At 66.7% G+C, this 25,674-nt stretch carries 26 protein-coding genes; 8 read left to right on the top strand and 18 right to left on the bottom strand.

The annotated features are described in order from the left end of the window. Positions 1 to 41: 41 nt before the first annotated feature. Positions 42 to 830, bottom strand: coding sequence for a MetQ/NlpA family ABC transporter substrate-binding protein (locus tag L540_RS06255; RefSeq protein ID WP_043210143.1), 789 nt, complete (start codon positions 828 to 830; stop codon positions 42 to 44). A 240-nt stretch (positions 831 to 1,070) separates the two neighbouring features. Here L540_RS06255 and argB point away from each other — a divergent pair, with 240 nt between their 5' ends. From argB to L540_RS06230, 5 genes are all read left to right on the top strand, one after another. Next, the gene (gene argB / locus L540_RS06250; protein WP_043210146.1) at positions 1,071 to 1,973 is read left to right on the top strand and encodes an acetylglutamate kinase; all 903 of its coding nucleotides are present in this window, start codon (positions 1,071 to 1,073) and stop codon (positions 1,971 to 1,973) included. After that, on the top strand, positions 1,973 to 2,716 hold the full coding sequence (locus tag L540_RS06245; protein ID WP_043210148.1) for a pyrimidine 5'-nucleotidase: 744 nt from the start codon (positions 1,973 to 1,975) through the stop codon (positions 2,714 to 2,716). The genes argB and L540_RS06245 overlap by 1 nt, the downstream gene beginning before the upstream one ends. 31 nt (positions 2,717 to 2,747) lie before the next feature. Continuing rightward, positions 2,748 to 3,323: a nucleoid occlusion factor SlmA gene (gene slmA, locus L540_RS06240; RefSeq protein ID WP_043210150.1), complete on the top strand. Its 576-nt coding sequence runs from the start codon at positions 2,748 to 2,750 to the stop codon at positions 3,321 to 3,323. 152 nt (positions 3,324 to 3,475) lie between these two features. After that, positions 3,476 to 4,966 carry a DASS family sodium-coupled anion symporter gene (locus L540_RS06235; protein ID WP_043210151.1) on the top strand — a complete coding sequence of 497 codons (1,491 nt, stop codon included), beginning with the start codon at positions 3,476 to 3,478 and terminating at the stop codon, positions 4,964 to 4,966. 10 nt (positions 4,967 to 4,976) lie between these two features. Next, a complete protein-coding gene (locus tag L540_RS06230; RefSeq protein WP_043210153.1) occupies positions 4,977 to 6,032 on the top strand; it encodes an Ldh family oxidoreductase in 1,056 nt (351 codons plus the stop codon). On the opposite strand, the gene virB11 is transcribed toward L540_RS06230, so the two are convergent. From virB11 to L540_RS06145, 17 genes are all read right to left on the bottom strand, one after another. Further along, the gene (virB11, locus tag L540_RS06225) at positions 5,950 to 7,017 is read right to left on the bottom strand and encodes a P-type DNA transfer ATPase VirB11 (RefSeq protein ID WP_068945266.1); all 1,068 of its coding nucleotides are present in this window, start codon (positions 7,015 to 7,017) and stop codon (positions 5,950 to 5,952) included. The genes L540_RS06230 and virB11 overlap by 83 nt on opposite strands. Continuing rightward, entirely contained in the window at positions 7,010 to 8,044 is a 1,035-nt protein-coding gene (gene virB10 / locus L540_RS06220) for a type IV secretion system protein VirB10 (protein ID WP_053073175.1), read from the bottom strand. The genes virB11 and virB10 overlap by 8 nt, the downstream gene beginning before the upstream one ends. Before the next feature lie 4 nt (positions 8,045 to 8,048). Continuing rightward, complete coding sequence (locus L540_RS06215; protein WP_053073174.1) at positions 8,049 to 8,819, bottom strand: TrbG/VirB9 family P-type conjugative transfer protein; 771 nt, start codon at positions 8,817 to 8,819, stop codon at positions 8,049 to 8,051. 3 nt (positions 8,820 to 8,822) lie between these two features. After that, positions 8,823 to 9,509, bottom strand: a complete 687-nt coding sequence (locus tag L540_RS06210; RefSeq protein ID WP_043210155.1) for a VirB8 family type IV secretion system protein — start codon at positions 9,507 to 9,509, stop codon at positions 8,823 to 8,825. A 169-nt stretch (positions 9,510 to 9,678) separates the two neighbouring features. Further along, a complete protein-coding gene (locus L540_RS06205; RefSeq protein ID WP_043210158.1) occupies positions 9,679 to 10,956 on the bottom strand; it encodes an EexN family lipoprotein in 1,278 nt (425 codons plus the stop codon). Continuing rightward, positions 10,953 to 13,403 (bottom strand): VirB4 family type IV secretion/conjugal transfer ATPase, encoded by a 2,451-nt coding sequence (locus L540_RS06200; RefSeq protein ID WP_048026090.1) that lies wholly within the window; start codon positions 13,401 to 13,403, stop codon positions 10,953 to 10,955. The genes L540_RS06205 and L540_RS06200 overlap by 4 nt, the downstream gene beginning before the upstream one ends. Beyond that, entirely contained in the window at positions 13,400 to 13,717 is a 318-nt protein-coding gene (locus L540_RS06195) for a VirB3 family type IV secretion system protein (RefSeq protein WP_053073172.1), read from the bottom strand. Before L540_RS06195 ends, L540_RS06200 begins: the two co-directional genes overlap by 4 nt. Positions 13,718 to 13,721: 4 nt before the next feature. Next, a complete protein-coding gene (locus L540_RS06190) occupies positions 13,722 to 14,057 on the bottom strand; it encodes a TrbC/VirB2 family protein (RefSeq protein WP_268902917.1) in 336 nt (111 codons plus the stop codon). Then, positions 14,018 to 14,389 (bottom strand): hypothetical protein, encoded by a 372-nt coding sequence (locus L540_RS06185; RefSeq protein WP_043210160.1) that lies wholly within the window; start codon positions 14,387 to 14,389, stop codon positions 14,018 to 14,020. The genes L540_RS06190 and L540_RS06185 overlap by 40 nt, the downstream gene beginning before the upstream one ends. Before the next feature lie 4 nt (positions 14,390 to 14,393). Beyond that, positions 14,394 to 14,798 (bottom strand): hypothetical protein, encoded by a 405-nt coding sequence (locus tag L540_RS06180; RefSeq protein WP_043210162.1) that lies wholly within the window; start codon positions 14,796 to 14,798, stop codon positions 14,394 to 14,396. Between the two features lie 12 nt (positions 14,799 to 14,810). Next, entirely contained in the window at positions 14,811 to 15,476 is a 666-nt protein-coding gene (locus L540_RS06175; protein ID WP_165590409.1) for a Pertussis toxin subunit 2, read from the bottom strand. 20 nt (positions 15,477 to 15,496) lie between these two features. Further along, on the bottom strand, positions 15,497 to 16,249 hold the full coding sequence (locus L540_RS06170) for a hypothetical protein (protein WP_053073170.1): 753 nt from the start codon (positions 16,247 to 16,249) through the stop codon (positions 15,497 to 15,499). 264 nt (positions 16,250 to 16,513) lie between these two features. Next, complete coding sequence (rodA, locus tag L540_RS06165) at positions 16,514 to 17,650, bottom strand: rod shape-determining protein RodA (RefSeq protein ID WP_043210164.1); 1,137 nt, start codon at positions 17,648 to 17,650, stop codon at positions 16,514 to 16,516. Continuing rightward, the gene (mrdA, locus tag L540_RS06160) at positions 17,647 to 19,545 is read right to left on the bottom strand and encodes a penicillin-binding protein 2 (protein WP_043210166.1); all 1,899 of its coding nucleotides are present in this window, start codon (positions 19,543 to 19,545) and stop codon (positions 17,647 to 17,649) included. Before mrdA ends, rodA begins: the two co-directional genes overlap by 4 nt. Positions 19,546 to 19,556: 11 nt before the next feature. After that, the gene (gene mreD / locus L540_RS06155) at positions 19,557 to 20,123 is read right to left on the bottom strand and encodes a rod shape-determining protein MreD (RefSeq protein ID WP_043210169.1); all 567 of its coding nucleotides are present in this window, start codon (positions 20,121 to 20,123) and stop codon (positions 19,557 to 19,559) included. Continuing rightward, the gene (gene mreC, locus L540_RS06150) at positions 20,107 to 20,991 is read right to left on the bottom strand and encodes a rod shape-determining protein MreC (RefSeq protein ID WP_043210170.1); all 885 of its coding nucleotides are present in this window, start codon (positions 20,989 to 20,991) and stop codon (positions 20,107 to 20,109) included. Before mreC ends, mreD begins: the two co-directional genes overlap by 17 nt. 84 nt (positions 20,992 to 21,075) lie before the next feature. After that, positions 21,076 to 22,119 carry a rod shape-determining protein gene (locus L540_RS06145; protein ID WP_025515253.1) on the bottom strand — a complete coding sequence of 348 codons (1,044 nt, stop codon included), beginning with the start codon at positions 22,117 to 22,119 and terminating at the stop codon, positions 21,076 to 21,078. Between the two features lie 228 nt (positions 22,120 to 22,347). Here L540_RS06145 and gatC point away from each other — a divergent pair, with 228 nt between their 5' ends. From gatC to gatB, 3 genes are read left to right on the top strand one after another with little or no spacing between them, the layout of a single operon-like run. Beyond that, on the top strand, positions 22,348 to 22,656 hold the full coding sequence (gatC, locus tag L540_RS06140) for an Asp-tRNA(Asn)/Glu-tRNA(Gln) amidotransferase subunit GatC (protein WP_043210174.1): 309 nt from the start codon (positions 22,348 to 22,350) through the stop codon (positions 22,654 to 22,656). A gap of 3 nt (positions 22,657 to 22,659) precedes the next feature. Continuing rightward, positions 22,660 to 24,186, top strand: a complete 1,527-nt coding sequence (gene gatA, locus L540_RS06135) for an Asp-tRNA(Asn)/Glu-tRNA(Gln) amidotransferase subunit GatA (protein ID WP_043210175.1) — start codon at positions 22,660 to 22,662, stop codon at positions 24,184 to 24,186. 2 nt (positions 24,187 to 24,188) lie between these two features. Next, a complete protein-coding gene (gene gatB / locus L540_RS06130; RefSeq protein WP_043210177.1) occupies positions 24,189 to 25,646 on the top strand; it encodes an Asp-tRNA(Asn)/Glu-tRNA(Gln) amidotransferase subunit GatB in 1,458 nt (485 codons plus the stop codon). The last annotated feature ends 28 nt before the right edge of the window (positions 25,647 to 25,674 follow it).

The raw sequence follows: 25,674 nt of genomic DNA, 5'->3' as shown, positions 1-25,674 counted from the left end.
AAAAAGCGCCTTCCCGCGGGAAGGCGCTTTGCATGGGGGCCTCAGAAGGCGGGCACGACGGCGCCCTTGTACTTCTCGACAATAAACTTGCGCACCGCCTCGCTGTGCAGGGCCTGCGCCAGTTTCTTGACGGCCGGGGCATCCTTGTTGTCCGCGCGCGTGACCACGATGTTGGCGTAAGGCGAGTCGGAGCCTTCGATGAACAGGGCGTCCTTGGTCGGCACCAGGCCGGCTTCCAGGGCGTAATTGGTGTTGATCAAGGCCAGATCGACGTCGTCCAGCGAGCGCGGCAGCATGGCGGCCTCCAGTTCGCGGAACTTGAGCTTCTTGGGGTTCTCGACCACATCGACCGGGGTGGCCAGGATGTTGGACGGGTCTTTGAGCTTGATCAGGCCTTGTTTCTGCAGCAGCACCAGCGCGCGGCCGCTATTGGACGGATCGTTGGGGATGGCCACCGAGGCGCCGGTTTTCAGCTCGTCGAGCTTCTTGATTTTCTTGGAATAGGCGCCGAAGGGCTCGACATGCACCAGGGCCACGGGCACCAGGTTGGTCTTGCGGTCCTTGTTGAAACTGTCCAGATAGGGCTTGTGCTGGAAGAAGTTGGCGTCGAGCTGCTTGTCGGCCACCTGCAGATTGGGCTGGACATAGTCGCTGAACACCTTGATGTCCAGCTCCACGCCTTCCTTGGCCAGCACCGGCTTGACGACCTCCAGGATCTCGGCGTGCGGGACCTGGGTGGCGGCGATCGTCAGTTTCTCGGCCTGGGCCTGGGTCGCGCCCAGGGCCAGGGCGGAGAGCAGCAGCGCCGAGCGCAGGAGCTTGAATGTCATCGAATTGCCTCTGATATCGTTGATTCTTGGGGGGCCGGACCGGGAAAATCCGCCCGGCCGTTGCAAAAACGCCCCCAATTTACTGCAAACCTGCCCGTTTGTCGGCCATATGGACATGGCGCCGAAGCATATGCCAACGGTCTTGACTACAATCCGGACTGTGCTTGCCGCCATGCCGCTACCCGCCATGGGCGCAGGCACTTTTTTCCATCTTTTTTTCTTAGGTTCATAACTGTTGCCATGACCGACGCCCCTGACCCTGCCGCCGTAATGTCTCCCGCTGTCAAAGCCGCCGTTCTCTCCGAAGCCTTGCCCTATATCCGACGATTTCACGGCAAGACCATCGTGGTGAAATACGGCGGCAATGCCATGACGGAAGAGCGATTGCAGCGCAGCTTCGCCCACGACGTGGTGCTCCTGAAGCTGGTCGGCCTGAATCCGGTCGTCGTGCATGGCGGCGGTCCGCAGATCGACGACGCGCTGCGCCGCATCGGCAAGCAGGGCACCTTTGTGCAAGGCATGCGCGTGACCGACGCCGAAACCATGGAAGTGGTCGAGTGGGTGCTGGGCGGCCAGGTGCAGCAGGACATCGTCATGATGATCAACGAGGTCGGCGGCAAGGCCGTGGGCCTGACGGGCAAGGACGGCATGCTGATCCAGGCCCGCAAAAAGCTCATGAGCAACAAGGAAAATCCCGCCCAGCCGCTGGACATCGGCTTCGTGGGCGACATCACCCGCGTGGAGCCGGCCGTGGTCAAGGCGCTGCAGGATGACCAGTTCATCCCGGTGATTTCGCCCATCGGCTATGGCGAGGACGGCACGGCTTACAACATCAATGCCGACGTCGTGGCCGGCAAGATGGCCGAGGTGCTGGGCGCCGAAAAGCTGCTGATGATGACCAACACCCCCGGCGTGCTCGACAAGAGCGGCAATCTGCTGCGCAGCCTGTCGGCCCAGACCATCGACGAGCTCTTCGAAGACGGCACCATCTCGGGCGGCATGCTGCCCAAGATCTCCTCGGCCCTGGACGCCGCCAAGAACGGCGTGAACTCGGTCCACATCGTCGACGGGCGCGTCCCGCACTGCCTGCTGCTGGAAATCCTCACCGACCGCGGTGTCGGCACCATGATCAGCTCGCACTGATGCTGGCGCGCCGCCAGTTATCGCGGCCGGCGGCGCGGGTGCGCCGCTCGCGCCGCGAGCCGTCCGGCGACGGCCTGCTATGGCTGTTCGACCTGGACAACACCCTGCACGACACCTCGCACGCCATCTTTCCGCGGATCGACGCGGGCATGACGCGCGCGGTGTCGGAACTGCTGGAAGTCGACGCCGACACGGCCAATGGTTTTCGCACCAAGTACTGGAAGCGCTACGGCGCCACGGTGATCGGCATGGTGCGCCACCACGGCGTGGACCCGCAGCGCTTCCTGCACCGCAGCCACGACTTCGATGTCCGGCCCCTGGTGCGCGCCGAGAAAGGCCTGGCGCACAAGCTCAAGCGGCTGCCCGGCCGCAAGGTGCTGCTCACCAACGCGCCGCTGCACTATGCGCGCGCGGTGCTGCGCCATCTGGGCATCCTGCGGCACTTCGACGCGCTCTGGGGCATCGAGCAGATGCGCCTGCACGGCGAGTTCCGGCCCAAGCCCTCGTCGGCGCTGCTGCGCTATGTGCTGGCCCACGAAGGCGTGCCCGCCCGGCGCGCGGTGCTGGTCGAAGATACGTTGGACAATCTGCGCGGCGCCCGGCGCGCCGGCGTGCGCACCGTGCATGTGTATCACCCCGGCACGCCTTTCGCGCGCGCCCATCGGCACCGTCCTGCTTATGTCGACTTGCGGGTAAACTGCGTGACTGACTTGCTGTTGCGCCGCCGTCCGCTGCGGGGCTGACAGTCAACCTGCCTCCGACCACGGCTCCGTCATGGCGACCAAACCCGGCGAAAGAAAGACCCAGATTCTGCAAACGCTGGCCGAGATGCTGGAGCAGCCCCACGCTGCCCGCATCACCACGGCCGCGCTGGCCGCGCGCCTGCAGGTCTCCGAAGCGGCGCTCTATCGCCACTTCGCCAGCAAGGCGCAGATGTTCGAAGGGCTGATCGAATTCATCGAGACGACGCTCTTCACGCTCATCAACCAGATCGCGGCCGCCGAGCCCCAGGCGCTGTCGCAAACCCGCAAGACCGTCTCCATGCTGCTGGCCTTCGCCGAGCGCAACCGCGGCATCACCCGGGTCCTGACGGGCGACGCCCTGGTGACCGAAGACAATCGCCTGCAAGAACGCATCAATCACATCAACGACCGCATCGAGGCCACCCTGAAGCAATGCCTGCGCAACGCGGTCAGCGAGGGCAGCCTGCCCGCCCAGGCCAATGTGGCCGCTCACGCCAGCCTGCTGACCCATCTGGTCATGGGGCGCTGGCTGCGCTATGCGCAAAGCGGTTGGCGCGTGGCGCCCACGGTCCATCTCGAAGAACACCTGAGGCTGGCGCTGCCCTGAGGCAGGCGTCCCGCGGTTAACCGCGCAGCATAATCGTCCCCCCCTCTGCCCACAAGGTCAAAACCGTGCTAGCTTGATTGCCATCAATGCGGGTTTTCCTCTAGTTGTTACGCTTGTTTCGTCGTAGTGTTGACTCAGAAACGGAGATGGATATGACCGCGCAAGCCGCTGTCCCTGCCCAGCAAGCCCCCAAAAAGAAAATCCCCATAGGCCTGGTCGCCGGCATCATCGCCCTCGTCGCCGTCCTGCTCCTGCCCACCCCCGCCGACCTGCCCATCGCCGGCCACCGCATGCTGGCCATCCTCGCCTTCGCGGTGGTGGTCTGGGTCACCGAAGCCGTATCCTATGAAGCCAGCGCCATCATGGTCACGACCTTGATGGCCTTTCTGCTGGGCACGGCCCCCTCGGTCAAGAATCCCGAGGTGCTCATCGGCACCTCGGCGGCCATCACCATGGCCTTGCAGGGTTTCGCCAACTCCGCCCTGGCGCTGGTGGCCGGCGCCCTGTTCATCGCGGCGGCCATGACCTTCACCGGCCTGGACCGGCGCATCGCGCTGGTGACCTTGTCCAAGATCGGCACCAGCACCCGCCGCATCCTGGTGGGCGCCATCGCGGTCACCATCGTGCTCAGCCTGGTGGTGCCCAGCGCCACCGCGCGCAGCGCGGCCGTGGTGCCCATCATGATGGGCGTGATCGCCGCCTTCGGGGTGGACAAGCGCTCCAACATCGCCGCCGGCATCATGATCATCGTGGCCCAGGCCACCAGCATCTGGAACGTCGGCATCCAGACCGCCGCCGCGCAGAACCTGCTCACGGTCGGCTTCATGGAAAAAATGCTGGGCGAGCGCGTGAGCTGGGCCGAATGGCTGATCGCCGGCACGCCGTGGTCCATCATCATGTCCGCCGTGCTGATCTTCATCGTGCTGAAGATGCTGCCGCCCGAAAGCGACGAGATCGCCGGCGGCAAGGAAGCCGTCGAACGCGAGCTGCGCGAGCTGGGTCCCATGACCGCGCCGCAGAAGCGCCTGCTGGCCGTGTCCATCCTGCTGCTGCTGTTCTGGTCCACCGAAAAACTCCTGCACAACTTCGACACCACCTCGACCACCTACTTCGGTCTGGTGCTGCTCATGCTGCCGCGCATCGGCGTCATGACCTGGAAGGACGTCCAATCGCGCATCCCCTGGGGCACGGTCATCGTCTTCGGCGTGGGCATCAGCCTGGGCTCGGCCCTGCTGTCGACCCAGGCCGGCCAATGGCTGGGCAATCAGGTGGTCACCCACACCGGCCTGGACCATGTCAGCCCGCTGATGATCTTCGCCATCCTGTCGGCCTTCCTCATCCTCATCCACCTGGGCTTTGCCAGCGCCACGGCGCTGACCTCGGCCATGCTGCCCATCCTGATCTCGGTGCTGCAGACCCTGCCGGGCGACTTCAACCGCCTGGGCATGACCATGCTGCTCGGCTTCGTGGTCAGCTATGGCTTCATCCTGCCCATCAACGCGCCGCAGAACATGGTCTGCCTGGGCACGGAAACCTTCACCGCCAAACAGTTCGCCAAGGTCGGCATCATCATCACCATCATCGGCTTCGGCCTCATGCTGCTGATGGGCATGACCTACTGGCGCTGGCTGGGCATTCTGTAAGGAGCCCGGAATGAAAATCGCGCTTGCCGATGCCATTGCCTATGGCGAAAACCTGCTCTGCGCCCAGGACGTGCCGCGGGACATCGCCCGCGACGTGGCCGAACACCTGGCCGAGTCGGACCGGGTGGGCTATACCAGCCACGGCCTGTCCATCCTGCCCAACTACGCCCGCGTGCTGAAAGACGGCTTTGTGCGCGCCGACGGCCGGCTGCAGCTGCTGACCGACAACGGCAGCTTCCTGGCCTTCGACGGCGACAACGGCTTCGGCCAGCATGTGGGCAAGATGGCGGTGCAGGCCGCCATCGCGCGCACCCAGGAACTGGGCTCCTGCATTCTCACCCTGCGCCGCAGCCATCACCTGGGCCGCATGGGCCACTATGGCGAAATGGCCGCCCACGCCGGCCTGATCCTGCTGGCCTTCACCAATGTGATCAACCGCGTCCCGACGGTGGCGCCCTTCGGCGGCGCGCGCGCCTGCCTGACGACCAACCCGCTCTGCTTTGCCGGCCCGCTGCCCGGCGGACGCCCGCCCCTGATCGTGGACATGGCCACCAGCGCCATCGCCGTCAACAAGGCGCGCGTGCTGGCGGCCAAGGGCGAACAGGCGCCGCCGGGCTCGCTGATCGACGCCGAAGGCAAGCCGACCAACGACCCCCATGCCCTGTTCACCGATCCGCCCGGCGCGCTGCTGCCCTTCGGCGGCCATAAAGGCTACGCCATGGGCCTGGTGGCCGAGCTGCTGGCCGGCGTGCTCTCCGGCGGCGGCACCATACAGCCGGACAACCCGCGCCAGGGCGTGGCCACCAACAATATGTTCGCGGTGCTGCTCAATCCGCAGGTGGATTTCAACGCCAGCTGGCGCACCCATGAAGTCGACGCCTTCATCGATTATCTGCACGCCTGCCCGCCGCAGCCGGGCGTGGACCGGGTGCAATATCCCGGCGAATACGAGGCGGCCAACCGCGCGCTCAACCACGACGCCATCAGCTTCGCCCCGGCCATCTGGGCCAACCTGAAGCAGCTGGGCGACGACCTGGGCGTGCCCGCCCCCGCGCCCCTGACCTGAGGCGGCCGCCGAACCAGATGTCCGTCATGTGGCGGCGATTGCCCGGTCCTCTGTCCAGATGCACCACGACATCGATGACACTGTCCAGCAAACGCCGTATCACCGGATAGCGCAGCCCGCGGCTGTCCGGATGCTGCAAGCACATCAGAGCCAGGCGGTCGAAGGCCGAGGCGGCGGAATCGGCATGGCAGGTCGTCAGGCCGCCCTGGTGGCCCGAGGAGCAGGCGCGCAGGAAATCAAAAGCCTCCGCGCCGCGCAACTCCGACAGCAGCAGGCGCGACGGGCTCATGCGCAAGGCCGCGCGCACCAGCTCGCTCACCGGCAGCGTGCGGCCGGCTGCCGTGCCATGCAGCAAATGGACGTGGTTGGGATGGTCGTCCAGGCGGATCTCGCGCACGTCCTCTATCGTCACGATTCTTTCGCCGGCCGGAATCTCCGCCGCCAGGGCATTCATCAGCGTCGTCTTGCCCGCGCCCGTCTGCCCCGCCACCACGATGACCTTGCCCAGCCGGACCGCCAGCCGCAAAAACCCGGGCACATCCTGCCGGGCATAAAGGCGGCGCAACGCCTCATCAGTCTCGTGACGACTGGCCGCCGCATCGAACATGCCCTGGGCGGCGAGTTCCGGCAGCCCCCAGCGCGTGGCCGCCGGCTTGCGCACGGTCAGCGACAGCCGGCCCTGCTCGCAGGCGGGCGGCACCACGATCTGTATGCGTTCGCCCTGCGGCAGATTGCCGGCCAGCAGCGGCGTCTCGAATGACACATCCCGGTCGTTGTAGCGCGCGACCGCCTTGGCCAACCCATGCAAATGCGCCAGCGACAGGCCCTCGACAGCATGGCGCTCCCATTGCCCTTTGCGCTCGCACCACAGCTCCGCCGGGCGGTTGACGCAGATTTCCTGAACATCCGGCGCCGCCAGCCAGGGCTGGATGAGTTGCAGATGGTAGGCCACCGAGGCATCGCGCAACAGCGTCGGATTACTCATGGATGACTCCGGAGAAATCGATCTCGCGCGCCACCATGATGCCCACCCGCTCGCCCGGGTTCTTGCGCAGGGTCGCCGGGATGTTGATGGAATGGCGCAGGACTTCGGCGGCCAGGGTGTTGACCGCGCCGCTGGTCTGCACCGTGACGGTGGCGTCGTTCCTCGGCCGCAAGAGCTGGGATGCCGCGTCGCCCATCACGCTGAACAGCAAGGCCGCTCCAAAACGCTGGGCGAAATGCGTGTCGACCACGCCCGGCAGGCCGCTCGCGCCCAGGGCGTCGATGGCGGGAGAATCCAGGGCCACCGTGACGCCAGCCGGCGTGATCAGGCGGTTCCACAACACATAGATCCGCGAGACGCCCTGAGCAAGGCCGGCGGCATAGCGGCCGGTGACCATGGCGCCGCGCGGGATCACCACCCGTCGGCCCGAGGCGCTGTAGACGTCCTGCGTCACGCGGCATGTCGCCATGCCGGACACGGTCGTGTCCAGGCGGGTCTGAAGCACGCATTCGATATAGCTGCCCGGCAAGAGCACGGCATCGCGGTCCCGGACCCGCGCCGCGCGGCTGGGCCGCGCCTGGGCTTGCAAGGCATCCGGCGACGCGCCCTCCTGCACCGGCTCGCCCCGCCACTGCGCCTGGGGCGGCGTTTCCTTGATCATCATGGTCGCCCCGTCCTTGAAGGGCTGGCCGCGCCGCTGCGGCAGGACCGGCATATCGGGTTCCGGATACCACGGCGGCTCGGGCGCCGGGGCAGGCGGCGGCGGGGCCGGCTCGATGACGGCTGGCGCCATGGCTTCAGACGCGGCGAATACCCGATGTCCGGTCAGCGGCAAGGCCAGGCTGGCGCCGGCCGCGGGCGCGCTGACCGGCGCCAGCCAGCGTTTCCACAGCAGGCCGGCCGCGAGGATGAGCAGCGCCGCCAGCAGGCAGGCGAGCACGAGCCGGCGCGGCGCGGCCGGGGCCTGGGCAAAGCGGGGCGCGCCGCGTCCCAGACGGTTTTCCGCGCCAGGGATATCCGGTTCCATGCCGTCACCGCGAGCAGGCCAGGGCCTCGCCCTGATTGATGACCTTGACCACCTGCCGCCCCAGCCGCAGCATCAGCGCGGGCAGCACGCGGTGCACGAGCACATCGTCGCCTTCGACATGCCAATTGACCAGAGACTCTTCGCCCGTGGGGTCGACCGCGAAGATGGCCGGCAGCTCGCCGCGGTTGCGGAATCTCAGCCGGGTCATTTTGCCGTCGTCATCGGCCAGGATGGGCGCGATGCCGGCAGAGTTCTCCCCGACCTGCATGGCGTAACGGCGATTGACCGCCTTGAACGCCGCGGGCATGGCCGCCGGGCTGCCCGCCGGATAATCGAAGGCGATGCGATAGGCCACCGCCCGGCGCCGCAGGGTCTGCGCGTCCACCGTGTCCGCGCCCAGCAGGACAAGATCGAAATCGTAGAGACGGGCATCGGTCTTGACCTGCAGGTTGGTGTCCCACACGCCGGGCTGGGGCTCCATGGTTTCCATGCCCTGCTGGGCGGCGGCCTGCGGCTTGATATACAGGACATTGGCCTGCGGGCTGAAGCTCCATCCATCGGCAAAGCCCGAGGCCACATCGACGATGGTCTCGCCCTCGGAGAATACGATGCGGGTCACATAACCGCTCCAGGCCCGCACCAGGACCACGTCCTCGGCGCGATACTCGGCGCGCTGTATGCGTGCATCGTCGCGTCCGGGGCGCGGCAATTGCGCCGCGCCGGCGGCGCCCGCCAGCCCGCATATCAACAGCATGCACGGCCACTTCGGCATCATGCGCTACTCTCCCAACTCGATATCCTTGCGGTAGCTCAAGACCTGGAAAGCCAGGGGATTCTCCAGGCGCTGGGCCTCGCTCAAGACCTGCGGCCGGCCATAGGCGAAGCCGATGGAGGCCACCCAGATTTCCGTGGCGGGGCGGTCCCCCTTCACTGTCCTGTCCTGGACGCCGCGGCTGAAGCGCACCGTGGCGGCCCCATTGCCGTGATCGACCAGGGACAGCACCTTGACCTGGACCTGGGTCGATTCTCCATAACGCTGGTCCAGGGCCTCGGGACCCTCGAAGAGCGCATCGTAGGCCTGGGCCACGTCCGGACTGGACAACAGGCGCGTCAACTCATAATCGCGTTGCAGCGTGTACCAGTCGTAGCTCTCCCGCGCCCGCACATAGCGCGCCAGCCAGTACTTGTTGACGGCGGCGTTGGCGGTCACCGGCATGCTTTCCAGCAGCGGGACCGCCGTGGCGGCGCCCGTGGCGCGCTCGACCTCGATCAAGTAAGGCGTGGACGACTTCAGGGGCAACATCACGACCACCGCCGTCACCGCCAGGGCCGCAAGCAGACAGGCCGCGCCCGCCACGCGCCAGGCGCGGCGCTCCGAGCGCGCCATCGCGGCCAGCCGGCTGGCTTCCCAGCCCAGGATGTCCATCTCCGGGTCCGCCTGACTTGCCCTGAACACCGGTTTCATGGCGTCGGGTGCCGCGGCGCACATGCCGCGGCGTCAAGGGGAACGCCGGCATTGACCGGAATCACCGGCTTGCCCCGCACGGAGGGCATATCGGGCAGCGCGGCGCAGGCGGCCAGCCCCGCGCACAGCGCGGCGGCCGCCAGGCAGCGTCCGAGAACCCGCGCCGGCCTCATTTGCGCACCCGCCTGGCGGCCGCGCCGCGAGGCGCCGTCCAGGACCATCTGCCGCGCGACGGCGGCAGGGCGGCGGCGCCGCCGCCGCGCGGGGCGGACCGCAGGGTGAAGGGGGCCGCGCCCGGCATACCGCGCGGCGCAACACTGCCGGGCGCCAAGACCGTGACAGCCGGCGCACGGTCTCCCCATGAGCGCGGCGCGGCGACCTCCGTGCGGATCCGCTGCCGAGGCGGGACCTCGCGCGCCCGCCCTAAGGCCGTCGCGGGCCGCAGCAGGACGATCAGGCCGGCCAGCGCGAGCAGCGCCAGGCTGTGGGCCAGCGCCAGGCCGCTGGTGTACAAGGCAAACCCCAAGGGATCGGGGCCCGGCTCCGGCCGCAGCAGCGAGAGATAGACCTGGCCCACCAGTCTTGCGCCCGCCGGCCCCAAGGCCATCCCCACGATGGCCAAGATCGCGGCGCGCATCCAGGCGCCGGCCCACGCGGCCAGCGGTGGAAAAACCCACAGAAGCAGGAACACCGGTCCCACCGCCAGCAACAGCGCCAGCGCCAAGCCCGGGCCCAGCGTCAACGCCATGGATAGCGCCAGCAGCAGACCCTGGGCCAGCAGCACGGACAAACCGCCCAGCATCCACAGCCACGCGGCGGGACCGGCGGCGCCCAGGACCGCCTGGTGGAAGTAGTACGCCCCCCACTGTTGCGCGAGGGCGCCGATGCGCAGCAAGGGGTCGGCGCCCAAGACCTCCTGCAAGCCCTGCGCCCAGCCGGCCAGCGCCTGTGCGATGCCGGCGACCGCCTGTTGATAGCCGTCCGCCGACAGACCGATGGCGCCGACGACCACCACAGGGATGGCGCGATACAGCAGCTGGCCGGCGGACATCGACCGGCCGGCCAACAGGCCCAGCGCCAGCAGCAGTATGGACAAGGTCAGGGCCAGCCGCGCCAGGCCCTTGAGCGGCGCCACCACCCACTTGACGGCGGCGGTCACGAGACTGCTGTCCGCCCAGGCGCGATACCATCGCGCCAGGACGGCGTCGTGCTCGGCCGGCGCCGGCGTCAAGGGCACGGCGGGCCAGCTGCGCCGCGCCAGCGCCTGCTCGGCATTGACGCATTCGGGGCCGGCGCCGCCCGGATCGGCCCGACAGCGCTCGATCTGCTCGGCCAGGGCATCGGGATGCTCCAGGAACCAGGCGACCGAGGGCGTCGCGGCGGGCTCGGCGCCGGTCACCAGGGCCGGCAATAAGCACAGGACAGCGAGCAGCACGCGCGGGTTCATGTCCTCCCCTCGCGCCGGCGCAGCCGCTGAAACGCTGCCAGCCAGTCCCCGTCGTCGCCAGGCTGCGCCACGGCGCGGTCGAAGTAAGCCAGGTTTTGCGCGGTGCCGGACAGCACCGCCAGCTCGTCGTCCATGCCCGAAAGATCCAGTTGCGCCAGGACGGACCGCGTGCCTTGCTTGACCAGAAACAGCCGGCTGTCTTCAGGCAGGGAGCGGATGATCTCGTACTCGGTGCGCGTGCACTTGAAACCCTCCACGTACTCCTGTTCGTCGGCCCTGGGATTGGGCAGATAGATTTCCGTGGCGCATTGCTGCACCAGGGCCGCCGCGATGGGCGAGCCGAGCAGGCTGCTGGGCATCTGGGTCGAGAACACGCCCAGGCCGTTCTTCTTGCGTATGGTCAGCTGCTGGTCCCCGACAAAATCCGCGAAGACCGGGTCGCCCAGCCAACGCCAGGCCTCGTCCATGAAGTACACGAAGCGGCGTCCATCCATGGCCTGCGTCATCCGGTGCAGCAGGTACAGGGATACCGGCGTGCTGACCTCCGGATGCTCCAGCAGCTCCGTGCCGTCGATGCCGTGGTTGGTGCAATGTTCGAAATCGACAAGGTCTTGCGCATTGTCGAAGACCCACCACAAAGCCCCCTGGCTGCCCGCTCCATCATCGCCGCACCAGCGAGCCAGCCGCCGCACCAGCGCCTCCTGGGCCCGATCGCACTCGGTGAGGTTCTGCAAGACCGTGGTCAGTCTGCGCAAGGCGGGAGGCATGCGCATCACCGTGCGCAGGGCCTGTGACAAGGCGGCCTGCTGCTGGGCCGTCAGTGTCTGCCCCGGCATGCGCACCAGTGTCTGCAGAAAGACCTCCAGGAATTGCAGATTGCCCTCGCTGGCCGGCATGAGCAGCGGGTTGAGTCCGGTCGGCCGGCCGTCGCGCAGGCGCAGATAGGTGCCGCCCAAGGCCTTCAGGACGATCTCCGCCCCCCTGTCCTTGTCGAAAAACACCACGGTGAGCCGCTCGTCGCTGAACTTCTGCAATTGGCACAGCAGCATATTCATCAGCACCGTCTTGCCGCTGCCAGACTGGCCGATCACGCGGGTATTGCCCAGCACCATCCTGCGCTGCGCATTCTCCTGGGAATTCGAGTAATGGAAATTGAAGTAGAAAGGCTGACCTGAGGGGGTGGCGAATACCGTGAGCGCATCGCCCCAGGGATTGCCATCGCGCTTGCCGGCAAAGAATGCGTGAAAGCAGCATAGGTCGGCGAAGTTGCGGCTGGTGAGCAAGGCGACGCGGGGCCGATAGGCCCAGTTCGCCGGCAGTTGCGCATAAAACGCCGCGGCCAGGCCGAGCGTGATGGGTATGGCCAGAAAGCCGCGCTCCTGGATGATGGTCAGCGCCTCGCTGACATGCTTGCGCAGCGCCTCCGTATCCTGGCCGAAGATCATCATGGAATAGTGATACTCGCCCATCACGAACTCGCCATCGAGCAGGGCATCCTCGGCCTGCGCGATGTCGGCGATCTGGCTATGGGCGGCATCGCCGACATTGCGCAATTGCCGCCGTTGCCGCTGAAGAAAGGCCAGGGCGTGGCGATTGCCCACGAAGCTGAACGACTGCGTGATCACATACTCGTAGTCGGCGTACATCAGGCCATCGAGCATGCCGGCCTCGGTATGGGTCCCATACTCCTTGAAGTCTATCGCCTGCGCGTAGAGGCTGTACTGCGCATGGCGCAGCTCCATCATCTCCGAGCCGAAATAGAGCGCGGCCGTTCCCAGGTAGTGGTCCAGGGGCCCGGCGGGCACCCGCAGCCGGCCGCGCCGTCCCGTCATCAGGAATTCAAGAAACTCCAGCGGCTGGGAGCAGAGAACGCCGGGGCCGGCGTCATAACTTTGCAGGACTTGCGGACCACCACTCTCACCCCCGCCATATCTGCGCAGCCCCGCCTCCAGCACGGCGCCGAGTTCATCGAGGCGATGCAGGGCCTGTTGCAGCGCAAGACGCCAGCCGGCTTCGTCGCGATGCCTGCCGGCCCGCCATCCTCGCCCGGCGGCGATGCGCGGACGATAGACCAAGGTGAGGAATAACTCGTTGACCATGGGCCGGGTGGCCGCCAGCGCCACGCAATAGGCCTCATGCAGCCGCTGGCAGAAGTCGTTCCGGTAGCGGGCCGGCGGCGGATCGTCGGCATGGCGCCGGACGCTGTGCGCCCACAGCGCCACCTGTTCAGAGGCCAGGGTGCGCAGCAGCGCATTGAACTGTTCGCGCCGTGTCACCAGGGTTTGCGCATCCGCGGTCTCGAAAGCCAATCCGTCCAGACGCCAGATGCGCAGCAGCTCGCCGTCCTTGGTCAGCAAGGTGTCGTGCCGCACATGGCTGCTGTACGGAATGAAAGCGGCCTGCGCCGCCGCATCGCGGCCGGGAAGAATATCCAGCGCCCGCCTCACCTGACCTGCTCCCCATTGCGCGGAAGGGATCGATGGCGATAGGGAGGGTGCACGCCATACCCCTTCAACCCGCCCGCACCGCGCAAGCGCAAAAACAGCCAGAGCAGGCGGAATTGCTGGTCGTCGCGCAGGGTCAGGAAGCGCATCACCGCCACCAAGAACGGCAGCATCAGCAGAAACCAGAGGCTGAACCAGATGCCCAGGAGCGCGCACAACGCCACCACCCCGACAAAGGCCACGGCCGGCACCCCGAGTATCATCGCCGGGCGCGTGCAGCCCTTGAACAGCGCGGATCGCAATAAGGCGTCCTGCATCGCTTCAACCCAGCAGATAGCGCGCGATCTCGGCGGCGCCGCCGATCAGCAAGCCGGCCAGCACGACGCGCGCCACATCCAGCACATCGGCCTGCCGGAACAGCAGCCGGTAGCCCGACCACATGATGGCGATCGTGACCGTGGAAACCGCCACTCCGCGCAAAACCAAGAGAATATTGTTCATGAAGGCGTTGACCCTGTGCAGCCCGCCCACCTCGGCATGCGCGGCCGTCGCCGCCAGCAAGGGCAGGATCAGCATGACGATCGCGCGCGCCGGCCGGCTGCCGGCCGGCCCCCGCCTTAGCGACGGGCGGGAAAACAATAGCTTCCGATGGCGCACAGATCCACCTCCTCGATATCGGCCGCCCCTCCCGGATAAGGCGAGGGCTGGGCATAGACTCGCACCGGCGCCTTGCTCCAATGCGCGAACAGGCCGGCGCGATAGGTCTTCTCGAACCACCAGTCGAACTGCCGTGCGTCCATGCTGGCGCACACCTTGACCTGGCTGGCCCGGGGTTTGGTCAGCAGCAGGCAAAACTGGCGCTGCACTTCCGGAGTCAATACATAGGAAACCTGTTCGACGGAATAGCCTTCGTAGATGACCACTCCCGGCGCGCTGCCCGCCGCGGCATGGACACCCAGCAAGACGGCAAACACGAGTCGCTTCAGCATGATTTCAATAGCAGGGATTCTGGCATTGGACGATGCGGAATGCATCTCTGGCGCGTTCACCCTCATAGACGAATTTGGCGTCGGAGGTGGACGATGAGTACACGCGAATACGGACTTGTTTCAGATAGACCGCCCGCAACAGCAACTCCAGCGGCGTCGTCACACCAACCTGACGCGGCGCGCCGAAGCAAAAGCGAAAGCGCAGACTCGGGTCGGTCAAAAGCCTGTCCTTGCGCACGGCGGCGGCGCAGATCAGGATGCGCTGGGCGTCGTAGGGCTTGACGCCGATCGATTCGACCACCAACTGGTCGGTGACGCTCGCCTCCGCTTGCCCCCAGGCCGGGGATCCCGCCAAGGCCAGTCCGCAGATGACACCCCCCGACAGGAATCGGCACACCACGCTTCTCATCACCTATCTCCTTCAGCCGCACCTGCCATCCGAACCGCACATGGATATGCCGGAAATCGTAAAGACCTGGATACCGACATCCTTGTAATCGAAATGCTCTTCGCCGAGATCCGCGTAGATGCGCAGGGCCTGACCGGTGAGAAAGGCGGAGTACAGCATCCGACGCAAAGGCGAATAGAGTTCGGAGTAGCGGATGGTGTCCGGAGCGATGCATCCGCCGACGATGACTGTGCCGCCCCGGCTGAACAATGCGCAGAACTTACTGCCCTGCGATGCCATGAAATTGGTCACCGTGACATTGGAAAACATGCCCCTGGAAGCAGCGCTTGTTTTCGTCGTTTTCACGCAGACAGTGCCCCTGTAGAAATAGGCGCTGCCAGGAGCCCCCCGCTCCCACTGGCCGCCATACTCCCCTCCCAGATACTTGCCGTCGAATAACGCATAAATGGGCCAGCCCGTGGGCGTCATCTGACGCAAGCGCCGCTGCAGTGCCGGCGTGCTGTTCAGCTCGGAATAGGTCAGCATCCGCTGGCCGCTCTTGCATCTGCCATATGCCCCTTGGAACGTCAGCAGGGAGGCATCAATCACAGGCCTGGCGGTCCGCGCTTCGGCCGGAGGATGGCAGAGAAGCAGCGCAAGGAGCAGCGCGCCATAAACCCGCTTCATATCAGCTTTCATCACCATATCGTGGCTGCCAGTTATTGAGTCAAGGTGTACTCATAAACCAAATAGTCGTACTCGGTTTCCGCCGCGCGCCTGCGCGTGCCCGCATCCCGCTGCCTGACCATGCAGGCGGTCGCATAAGGCCAGAGGCGAACCAGCGTCGTGAGCAACTCCTGCAAACTGCGCGCCGAGCGATAGGGTCCGGGGTTGCCCGCGGTTGCGCTCTCGATATAGCCGGGATTGGGGATGTATTGCTCGCTCACTTCACCCGTACGCCCATTGCGGTGGACGCGGGTGACGCCGCGGATACTGCTGCCGCTGATGCGACGATAGGCCAGCCATTCACTCTGATAGGAGGCCAGGGCGCCCGCGCCCAGGGAGGCCGACCCTTCTCCATAGGTTTCGACATAGGCCAGATAGGAGGAGACAGCCTCGTAAAAATTGGTGTCGGCGCGGATATGGTAGATATATCCGTAGAAGTCTCCGGTACCCTCTCCCGCCTGCTGGGCGCGGTATGCATCCATCATCCGCGAATCGAGGTAGACCCGCGTGTAGGTTTCACTACGCGATGTGGAGATAAAGGCTGAGTTCCTGGTCGCTGAGTTCGCGCAAGAGCGGCCGGTCAAGTGCTCCAGGATGTTGTCGTTCCCCCCCCAGGAGGTAAAGCCATTCTGGAACACATCTTCGTAGTTCCGGCCGTCATAGCGATAAACGGTGGACGGCGGGGCCGCATGGGCCGGCACAAACGCCGGCAAGAGCGCCATCAACACGATTCTCACGTAACGCATACCCACGCCATTCCTGCTATGCCCGTACTCACCCGCGACCTGTAACCCGTCGCTACTTTGTCGTGATGTAATGGTATGCAGTCAGGGGGTCCGGGGGATTCAGCGGCTGTCGCGCAATCCCCCGTGAAGCCTCCGGCAACGGCGTGCGCCCCCTCCGGCGCACGAGATTGAAACAGGGAATGTCATCCGGCGCCGCGCGGCGATCCGGCGGAAGCAGACAGGAAGCCGCCCCGCCGCCAGCGGCGGCCGCGAACCCCGTCAGGCTCAGGCTTTCAGGGGCTTGGAGCGGCTGATGCTCATCATGATGCCAAAGGCCACGCCCATGGTGAGCAGGGCCGTGCCGCCATAGCTCATGAAAGGCAGGGGTACGCCCACCACGGGCAGGATGCCCGTGACCATGCCGACATTCACGAACACATAGATGAACATCATCATGGTCATGGACCCCGCCAGCAGGCGGCCGAACGGGTTGGCGCAGCGGGCCGCGATGGCGAGTCCCCGCGCGATGAGCAGGCAGTAGAGCACCAACAGCGCCACGCCGCCGTACAGGCCGAATTCTTCGGCATAGACGGCGAAGATGAAGTCCGTGGTGCGCTCGGGAATAAAGTCCAGGTGGGTCTGCGTCCCCTGCATATAGCCCTTGCCATAGAGCCCACCGGATCCGACCGCGATCATGGACTGGATGGTATGAAAACCCTTGCCCAGGGGATCGGAGCTGGGGTTGAGCAAGGTGCACACCCGGTGCTTCTGGTAGTCATGCAGCACGACCCAGTCGACGTCCGGCTCGCAGAGCTGGTCTTCGTAGTACACCAGGGTGCCGATGCCGATCACGCCGGCCAGCACGGCCGGCACCAGCAGCTTGAAGGACAGGCCGGCAAAATAGATCACGAAAAAGCCCGCGCCGAACACCAGCAGGGCCGTGCCCAGGTCGGGCTGCAGCACGATGAGGCCAAAGGGCGCGGCCAGCATGAGCGCGGCCACCAGGAAGTCGCGGATGCGGACCTGGCCCTCATGACGCTGGAAATACCAGGCCAGCATCATGGGCACGGCGATCTTCATCATCTCGGAGGGCTGGATGCGCGTGAAGCCCAGATTCAGCCAGCGCGTGGCCCCCTTGCTGGTTTCGCCCGCGAACTCAACCCCCAGGAGCAGCACGACGCCCACCACATAAAAAGGCAAGGCCAGTTTCATGAGGGTTTGGGGCGGCACCAGCGCCATGATCCACATGGCGAAAAAGGCGATGACGAAGTTGCGCGACTGCTCGGCGAAACGCCAGTCGGTGCTGCCAACCGCCGAATGCATGACCGTCAGGCCCAGCGCGGCGAACAGCGCCAGCACCAGCAGCAAGGGCCAGTCAAAGGCGGTGAACACGCGCAACAGGATGAGGCCCAGGCGTTTCATTGGGAGCTCTCCTCGGCGGCGACCCGCTGCGGCCGCACAATCTTGTCCTCGCGCCTGGGCGCCAGCCAGTAATCGAATACTTCGCGCGCCACCGGCGCGGCGGCACTGGCGCCCCAGCCGGCATTCTCGACGATCAGGGCCACGGCGATGCGCGGATGATCCACCGGCGCGAAACCCATGAACAGGGCGTGATCGCGCAGGCGCTCATCCAGAGCCGAGGCCCGGTATTGCCCGCCGCGCAGGCTGAAGACCTGGGCCGTGCCGGTCTTGCCCGCGGCCTGGTAGGGCGCGCCGACAAAAGCCCGCCGCGCCGTGCCCGCGCGGATCACGTCGGCCATGGCGCCCTTGATCACATCGAGGTTGGCCTGCTTGAGCGGGATGCGGTAGTCGGGGGTGGAAGGCGTGGCGGCAAGCTCGCCGGAGCGCGAATCACGCACCGCGTGCACCAGATGGGGCCGGCGGTACAGGCCGTTGTTGGCCAGCGTCGAGGTGGCCTGGGCCAGCTGCAGCAGGGTAAAGGCGTTATAGCCCTGGCCCACGGCCACGGAGATGGTTTCTCCGGCGTACCAGCGCTGGCGCTCGCGGTCCTTGTAGGCGCGGCGCTTCCAGTCGGTCGAAGGCAGCACGCCGGCGCGCTCGCCCTCCAGGTCGATGCCGGTGATCTGGCCGAAGCCGAATTGCTTTGAAAAATCGTGCAGCGCGTTCACGCCGATTTCCGGGCCCAGCGAGTAGAAGTAGGTGTCCGAGGACACGACGATGGCCTTGTGCATATCCGTCATGCCGAAGACCGCGCCGGCGGCGTTGCGGAATTTCTGCCCGCCGAACTCGTAATAGCCGGGGTCGGGGATGCGATCCGTGGCGCGGCGCTTGCCCAGCTCCAGCGCGGCCAGGCCCACGAAGGGCTTATAGGTCGAGCCGATGGGATAGGTGCCGGACAAGGGCCGGTTGACCAGGGGATGGTCGGGCGATTCGTTCAGGCGGCGCCAGTTCTCGACATCGATGCCATCGACGAAGAGATTGGGATCGAACGAAGGCTGGGAGACAAAGGCCAGCACCTCGCCGGTATCCGGGTCGAGCGCCACCAGGGCGCCCCGCCGGCCCGCGAAGGCCTTCTCGGCGATGCGCTGCAACTCGAGATCGATGGACAGCATGATGTCCGAACCCGGCACGGGATCGATGCGGCGCAGGGTGCGCACCGGACGCCCGCCCGCGGTGACTTCGACTTCTTCCAGCCCCGTGCGGCCATGCAGGGCCTGCTCCCAGGTCTTTTCGATGCCCTTCTTGCCGATGACGTCGGTGCCGCGGTAGTTGCCCAGCTGGCCGCTTTTTTCGAGCTCTTCCAGGTCGTTCTCGGCGATGCGGCCGATATGGCCCACGACGTGCGCGGCCACTTCGCCCTGGGGATACTCGCGCACCCAGCGCGCGCGCAGCTCCACGCCCGGAAACTCGAAAGCATGGGCCGAGAACCAGGCCGCCTCGGTCTCATTGAGATTGTTGCGCAACACCAGATTGGCATAGCGGCTGGACTCGGCCACCCGGCGCTTGAAGCGCCGCTGGTCGGCCGGGCTGACATAGACCACCGGAGTCAGGCGCTCGAACAGCGCGTCGATCGAACCGGCGCGGGCCGGCACGACCTCCAGCGTATAGGTGCGGTAGTTGCGCGCCAGCACGACGCCATTGCGGTCCAGCACCTCGCCTCGCCGCGGCGGGATGGGCTGCACCGCGATACGGTTGCGGTCGGCGCGCTCGGAAAAGCCTTCGTAGCGGTCCACCTGCAGAAACCAGAAACGCCCGACCAGCACCCCGAAGCAAAGCAGCGCAAAAAGACCGCCGACCCAGGCGCGCAGGCGGAAGCGCTGCTTCTGCTGCTGGCTGGTCTTTTTGAACTCGAACATGGGCGCTCCGCTCAGCTGGCGGACGATTCGCCGTCATCGTAGCGGCGCTGCGGCAATTGCAGCACCCAGCCGACGATGGGCCACAGCGCCGTGGTCAGCAGCACGCCTATGGCCCAGTCCCAGCCGGCCCAGCGGCCGGCCAGCCAGGCCATGATGATCTGGGCCAACAGCTGCGGCACGAAGAATACCGGCAGCATGTGCATGGCCTGGCTCCAGAGATCGAAGCGTTGCAGGCGGCGATGCAGGGCGAGGGCCCCGTAGGCGATAAGCGTGTAGGACAAGGCATGGCCGCCCAGCAGGCCGGCGTCATGGACGTCCAGCAGCAGGCCGAAGGCGAAGGCCGTCAACATGCCCACCCGGCGCGGCTCGTAGGCGCTCCAGAAGGCGATGACCAGGGCCAGGATGTCGGGCGAGGCCGGCCATTGCCGCCAGGGCAGCAGCGACAGCAGCCACACCAGCAGCAACGTCCCCCATACGAAGGCGCCGTGCGCCGGATGGGCCAGGCGTTCGGGCTGGACATTGCTGGGCGTGCCCAGGGTGCGCGGCGCGCGCTGGGCGGCGTTATTCCGTGGCGCCAAGATCGGCCTCCTCGCGGTTGGCTTCGGCGCGCGCGACATCGACCTGCAGGACCAGGAAGTGGCGATAGCGTTCGGGATGGGCCAGCGGCTCGCACAGGGCGCGCGCAAAGCCGGAAGCGGTGTCGCGTTCGACCGAGGTCACCTTGGCCACGGGCAGGCCGGCCGGGAACAGGCCGCCCACGCCCGAGGTCACGATGGTGTCGCCCGGCTTGATGTCGGCATTGGCCGCCAGATAGCGCACTTCGATGACGCCGGGGGAGTTGCCGCCGAAGGCGATCAGGCGCAGCCCGTTGCGCAGCACCTGCACCGGAATCGAGACGCGCTCGTCGGTCACCATGGCGGCCTCGGCCGTCATGGGCGTGACGCGCACGATCTGGCCCACCACGCCGCCTTCGTCGATCACGGGCATGCCGGGCGCGATGCCGGCCTTGCTGCCTTTATTGAACACCAGCCGCTGATGGAAGGCATTGGGCGGCTCGTACAGGATCTCGACCACGCTGGCCGGCTGGCCGACCGTGTCGGTCACGCCCAGCAGGCGGCGCAGCTGGGCGTTTTCGGCCGCCAGCTGCACCGCATGGGTGGCGACCTGGGACAGTTCGATGCGCTGGCGCTGCAGGGCTTCGTTTTCGCTGCGGATGAGGTTGGCGGCGTTGACCCATTCGTCGACCTGCTGCACGAGGTCGCGCGGCGCCATGACGGCCCGCTGGAAGGGATAGAGCGCCACCGACACGGCGCGGCGCACCGGTTCGAGGATGCGCAATTGGGAATCGACGACAATCAGCGCCAGCGCCAGCGCGACCAGTACGGCCAGCCGCACTTCGGCCGGCGGGCCGCGTCTGAATAGCGGTGGAGTGCCTTGTCGTTGCATGAATCTCAGCCCGGGCCCGTCGGCCCGTTGGCATGAGGCCGGCCGGGATCGCGCGAAGGCGATCCGCAGGGCGGCCGGTCTCGCTTAGTCGTTGATGAAAATCGCGCCGAGCTTTTCAAGGTGTTCCAGCGCCTCGCCGCAGCCACGCACCACGCAGGTCAGGGGATCGTCGGCCACCACCACGGGCAGGCCGGTTTCTTCCTGCAGCAGACGGTCCAGGTCGCGCAGCAGGGCGCCGCCGCCGGTCAGGGCGATGCCCTTGTCGGTGATGTCGGCGCCGAGTTCGGGCGGCGTCTGCTCAAGGGCGATCTTGACGGCGGAGACGATCTGGTTGAGCGGATCGGTCAGCGACTCCAGGATCTCGTTGGACGAAACCGTGAAGCTGCGCGGCACGCCCTCCGCCAGGTTGCGGCCCTTGACCTCGATCTCGCGGACCTCGGAGCCCGGGAAGGCCGAGCCGATTTCCTTCTTGATGAGTTCGGCGGTGGGCTCGCCGATCAGCATGCCGTAGTTGCGGCGGATGTAGTTGACGATGGCTTCGTCGAACTTGTCGCCGCCGACCCGCACCGAACCCTTGTACACCATGCCGCCCAGCGAGATGACGGCCACCTCGGTGGTGCCGCCGCCGATGTCGACCACCATCGAGCCGCTGGCGTCGGAGACGGCCAGGCCGGCGCCGATGGCCGCGGCCATGGGCTCTTCGATCAGGTAGACGTGGGAGGCGCCCGCGCCCAGGGCCGATTCGCGGATGGCCCGGCGCTCGACCTGGGTGGAGCCGCAGGGCACGCAGACGATGATGCGCGGGCTGGGCGCCAGCATGTTGCGCGGATGCACCATGCGGATGAACTGCTTGAGCATCTGCTCGGTGACGGTGAAGTCGGCGATGACGCCGTCCTTCATGGGGCGAATGGCCTCGATATTGCCCGGCACCCGGCCCAGCATCTGCTTGGCCTCGTGGCCAACGGCCTGGATGACTTTCTTACCGTTGGGGCCGCCTTCGTGACGAATGGCGACCACCGAGGGTTCGTCCAGCACGATGCCCTTGCCCCGGACATAGATCAGCGTATTGGCGGTACCGAGGTCGATCGCCATATCGCTGGAAAAGTAACTGCGGAGGAATCCGAACATGGGAGCTCAGCTAGATTCAGGAATTAGGGGTCAAGCCGCGACCTCAGGGGCGACGCGCTACGCCACCGTGGCCCCTGACCGCAGCGATTAAACCGTGAATCATAACTTATAATTTCCTTGGAAATAGCGTACAAATCGCAGCTATTCAAGCTTTGTAACGGGTTCGACCTGTGCATACTGCCAGGTTTCCTTCACCCGCTACGCCCCCCGTTTTTAGACCTTTCCCCCATGGCGCTGAACGAACAAGACGTGGCCCGGATTGCCCGCCTGGCCCGAATCGAACTGACTCCCGAGCAGCGCGCCCGGGCGCAGGATGAACTCAACGGCATCCTGCACCTGATCGAGCGCCTGCAATCGGTCGACACCCAGGGCGTGGAACCGCTGGCCCATCCGCTGTCGGCGCACGAGGACGTCGTCCTGCGCCTGCGCCAGGACGCGGTGACCGAAACCGCCTCGGAAGAACGCCGCGGCGAGCTGCTGGCCAACGCCCCCGAGCAAAGCGCCGGCCTGTTCCTGGTCCCCAAGGTCATCGAGTAAGCCATGAGCCTATCCCACACTGAATTCGGCGATATCGCCGGCCTGCGCGCCGCCCTGGCCGAACGCCGCGTGAGCGCGGTCGAGCTGGCCGAAAGCGGCCTGGCCGCGGCCGCCGCGGCCGCCGGCCTGAACGCCTTCCTGCATATCGACCCCGAACTGACGCTGGCCCAGGCGCGGGCGGCCGATGCCGCCCTGGCCGCCGGCACCGCCGGCCCCCTGGCCGGCATCCCCATCGCCCACAAGGACGCCTTCGTGACGCGCGGCTGGCGCAGCACGGCCGGCAGCAAGATGCTCGACGGCTATGTCAGCCCCTTCGACGCCACCGTGGTCGAGCGCCTGCAGGCCGCCGGCGCCGTCTCGCTGGGCAAGCTGAACTGCGACGAGTTCGCCATGGGTTCGGGCAATGAAAACTCCGCCTACGGCCCGGCCCGCAACCCCTGGGACCCGGCCGCCGTGCCCGGCGGCTCCTCGGGCGGCTCGGCCGTGGCCGTGGCGGCCCGCCTGGTGGCCGCGGCCACTGGCACCGATACCGGCGGCTCGGTGCGCCAGCCCGCCGCCCTGTGCGGCGTGAGCGGCATCAAACCCACCTACGGCACGGTGTCGCGCTACGGCATCATCGCCTTCGGCTCCAGCCTGGACCAGGCCGGCCCGCTGGCCCCCAGCAGCCGCGACCTGCTCGAACTGCTCGATGTCATGAGCGGCTTCGACCCGCGCGACGCGACCAGCCTGGAGTCCTGCGACGGCGTCCAGAACGCGCCGGGCCGCATCCGCGCGGCCTTCGACGCGGCCCAGCAGGGCTACCAGGCCGGCGGCAGCCAGCCCCTGAAGGGCCTGCGCATCGGCGTGCCGGCCGAGTTCTTCGGCCCCGGCCTGGCCCCGGACGTGGCCGCCGCCGTCGAGGCCGCGCTCAAGCAGTTCGAGGCGCTGGGCGCCGAGCGCGTGGCGATTTCGCTGCCGCGCACCGAGCTGTCCATCCCTGCCTATTACGTCATCGCCCCGGCCGAGGCCTCCAGCAACCTGGCCCGCTTCGACGGCGTGCGCTACGGCCACCGCGCCGCGCAGTACAGCGACCTCAACGAGATGATCAGCCGCTCGCGCGCCGAAGGCTTCGGCGACGAGGTCAAGCGCCGCATCCTGATCGGCACCTATGTGCTGTCGCATGGCTATTACGATGCTTATTACCTGCAGGCCCAGCGCCTGCGCCGCCTGATCGCCCAGGACTTCCAGCGCGCCTTCGCCGGCCAGTGCGATGTCATCATGGGGCCCGTGACCCCGGGCGTGGCCAAGAACATCGGCGAAAACCGCGACGACCCGACCGCCGACTGGCTGGCCGACATCTATACGCTGGGCGTGAGCCTGGCGGGCCTGCCCGCCATGTCAGTGCCCTGCGGCTTCGGCGCCGCCGGCCGCCCGGTGGGCCTGCAGATCATCGGCAACTACTTCGACGAAGGCCGCTTGCTGGCCGTCGCCGACCGCTACCAACAAGTGACCGACTGGCATCAACGCACGCCGGCAACGCAGGACGCCTGACCATGGAATGGGAAATCGTCATCGGGCTGGAAACCCATGTCCAGCTCTCCACCGAATCCAAGATCTTCTCGGGCAGCAGCACCCGCTTTGGCGCCGCGCCCAATACCCAGGCGAACGTGGTTGACCTGGCGCTGCCGGGCAGCCTGCCGGTCATGAACCGCGGCGCGGCCGAACGCGCCATCCTGTTCGGCCTGGCCATCGGCGCCAAGGTGGCGCCGCGCTCGGTCTTCGCCCGCAAAAACTATTTCTATCCCGACCTGCCCAAGGGCTACCAGATCAGCCAATACGAGCTGCCCGTGGTGCAGGGCGGCACGCTGTCCTTCTTCGTGGGCGAAGAAGAAAAAACCATCAACCTGACCCGTGCCCACCTGGAAGAAGACGCCGGCAAATCGCTGCACGACGAATTCAACCTGGCCAATGGCGCGCCGGCCAGCGGCATCGACCTGAACCGCGCCGGCACGCCCCTGCTGGAAATCGTCACCGAGCCCGAGATGCGCTCGGCCGCCGAGGCCGTGGCCTACGCCCGCGCCCTGCACAGCCTGGTGGTCTGGCTGGGCATCTGCGACGGCAACATGCAGGAAGGCTCCTTCCGCTGCGACGCCAACGTGTCGGTGCGCCCGCGCGGCCAGGCCGCGTTCGGCACCCGGGCCGAGATCAAGAACGTCAACTCCTTCCGCTTCCTGGAGCGCGCCATCCAGTACGAGGCGCGCCGCCAGATCGAATTGATCGAGGACGGCGGCACCGTCGTGCAGGAAACCCGCCTGTACGACGCCGACCGCGATGAAACCCGCAGCATGCGCAGCAAGGAAGACGCGCACGATTACCGCTATTTCCCGGACCCCGACCTGCCCACGCTGGTCATCGGCCAGGACTGGGTGGACGCCGTGCGCGCCAAGATGCCCGAGCTGCCCAGCGCCATGCGCGCCCGCTTCGCGGCCGACTATGGCCTGCCGGCCTATGACGCGGCCCAGCTCACCGTCAGCCGCGGCCTGGCCGCCTACTTCGAGGACGTGGCCCGCGCCCTGCCGGCCGGCCAGGCCAAGCTGGCCGCCAACTGGATCATGGGCGAGCTCGCCGCCACGCTGAACCGCGAAGAGAAAGACATCGCCCAGACGCCGGTGCAGGCCGCCCAGCTCGCCGCCCTCATCAACCGCATCATCGACGGCACGATCTCCAACAAGATCGCCCGCGATGTCTTCGCGGCCATGTGGGCGGGCGAAAACGGCGCGGATCCCGACGCCATCATCGCCGCCCGCGGCCTGAAGCAGATCAGCGACACCGGCGCCATCGGCGCCATGATCGACGAGGTGCTGGCCGCCAATCCCGCCATCGTGGCCGAGTACCGCGCGGGCAAGGAAAAAGCCTTCAACTCCCTGGTCGGGCAGATCATGAAGGCCGCCCGGGGCAAGGCCAATCCACAGCAGGTCAACGAACTGCTCAAGGCCAAGCTGTCGGCCTGATCGGCACGGCAAAGCGGCCCTCCATGGA

Origin of the sequence: Bordetella pseudohinzii (assembly GCF_000657795.2) — a bacterium.
In the GTDB taxonomy this organism is placed as follows: Bacteria; Pseudomonadota; Gammaproteobacteria; order Burkholderiales; family Burkholderiaceae_B; genus Bordetella; species Bordetella pseudohinzii.
The sequence above is the reverse complement of the archived record's forward strand: the minus strand, read 5'-3'. Positions and strand labels throughout refer to the sequence as shown.

Coding starts and splice junctions, on each gene's coding strand:
- L540_RS06255 (WP_043210143.1), bottom strand. CDS start 830: ATGACATTCAAGCTCCTGCGCTCGGCGCTGCTGCTCTCCGCCCTGGCC.
- argB (WP_043210146.1), top strand. CDS start 1,071: ATGACCGACGCCCCTGACCCTGCCGCCGTAATGTCTCCCGCTGTCAAA.
- L540_RS06245 (WP_043210148.1), top strand. CDS start 1,973: ATGCTGGCGCGCCGCCAGTTATCGCGGCCGGCGGCGCGGGTGCGCCGC.
- slmA (WP_043210150.1), top strand. CDS start 2,748: ATGGCGACCAAACCCGGCGAAAGAAAGACCCAGATTCTGCAAACGCTG.
- L540_RS06235 (WP_043210151.1), top strand. CDS start 3,476: ATGACCGCGCAAGCCGCTGTCCCTGCCCAGCAAGCCCCCAAAAAGAAA.
- L540_RS06230 (WP_043210153.1), top strand. CDS start 4,977: ATGAAAATCGCGCTTGCCGATGCCATTGCCTATGGCGAAAACCTGCTC.
- virB11 (WP_068945266.1), bottom strand. CDS start 7,017: ATGAGTAATCCGACGCTGTTGCGCGATGCCTCGGTGGCCTACCATCTG.
- virB10 (WP_053073175.1), bottom strand. CDS start 8,044: ATGGAACCGGATATCCCTGGCGCGGAAAACCGTCTGGGACGCGGCGCG.
- L540_RS06215 (WP_053073174.1), bottom strand. CDS start 8,819: ATGATGCCGAAGTGGCCGTGCATGCTGTTGATATGCGGGCTGGCGGGC.
- L540_RS06210 (WP_043210155.1), bottom strand. CDS start 9,509: ATGAAACCGGTGTTCAGGGCAAGTCAGGCGGACCCGGAGATGGACATC.
- L540_RS06205 (WP_043210158.1), bottom strand. CDS start 10,956: ATGAACCCGCGCGTGCTGCTCGCTGTCCTGTGCTTATTGCCGGCCCTG.
- L540_RS06195 (WP_053073172.1), bottom strand. CDS start 13,717: ATGCAGGACGCCTTATTGCGATCCGCGCTGTTCAAGGGCTGCACGCGC.
- L540_RS06185 (WP_043210160.1), bottom strand. CDS start 14,389: ATGCTGAAGCGACTCGTGTTTGCCGTCTTGCTGGGTGTCCATGCCGCG.
- L540_RS06180 (WP_043210162.1), bottom strand. CDS start 14,798: ATGAGAAGCGTGGTGTGCCGATTCCTGTCGGGGGGTGTCATCTGCGGA.
- L540_RS06175 (WP_165590409.1), bottom strand. CDS start 15,476: ATGAAAGCTGATATGAAGCGGGTTTATGGCGCGCTGCTCCTTGCGCTG.
- L540_RS06170 (WP_053073170.1), bottom strand. CDS start 16,249: ATGCGTTACGTGAGAATCGTGTTGATGGCGCTCTTGCCGGCGTTTGTG.
- rodA (WP_043210164.1), bottom strand. CDS start 17,650: ATGAAACGCCTGGGCCTCATCCTGTTGCGCGTGTTCACCGCCTTTGAC.
- mrdA (WP_043210166.1), bottom strand. CDS start 19,545: ATGTTCGAGTTCAAAAAGACCAGCCAGCAGCAGAAGCAGCGCTTCCGC.
- mreC (WP_043210170.1), bottom strand. CDS start 20,991: ATGCAACGACAAGGCACTCCACCGCTATTCAGACGCGGCCCGCCGGCC.
- L540_RS06145 (WP_025515253.1), bottom strand. CDS start 22,119: ATGTTCGGATTCCTCCGCAGTTACTTTTCCAGCGATATGGCGATCGAC.
- gatC (WP_043210174.1), top strand. CDS start 22,348: ATGGCGCTGAACGAACAAGACGTGGCCCGGATTGCCCGCCTGGCCCGA.
- gatA (WP_043210175.1), top strand. CDS start 22,660: ATGAGCCTATCCCACACTGAATTCGGCGATATCGCCGGCCTGCGCGCC.
- gatB (WP_043210177.1), top strand. CDS start 24,189: ATGGAATGGGAAATCGTCATCGGGCTGGAAACCCATGTCCAGCTCTCC.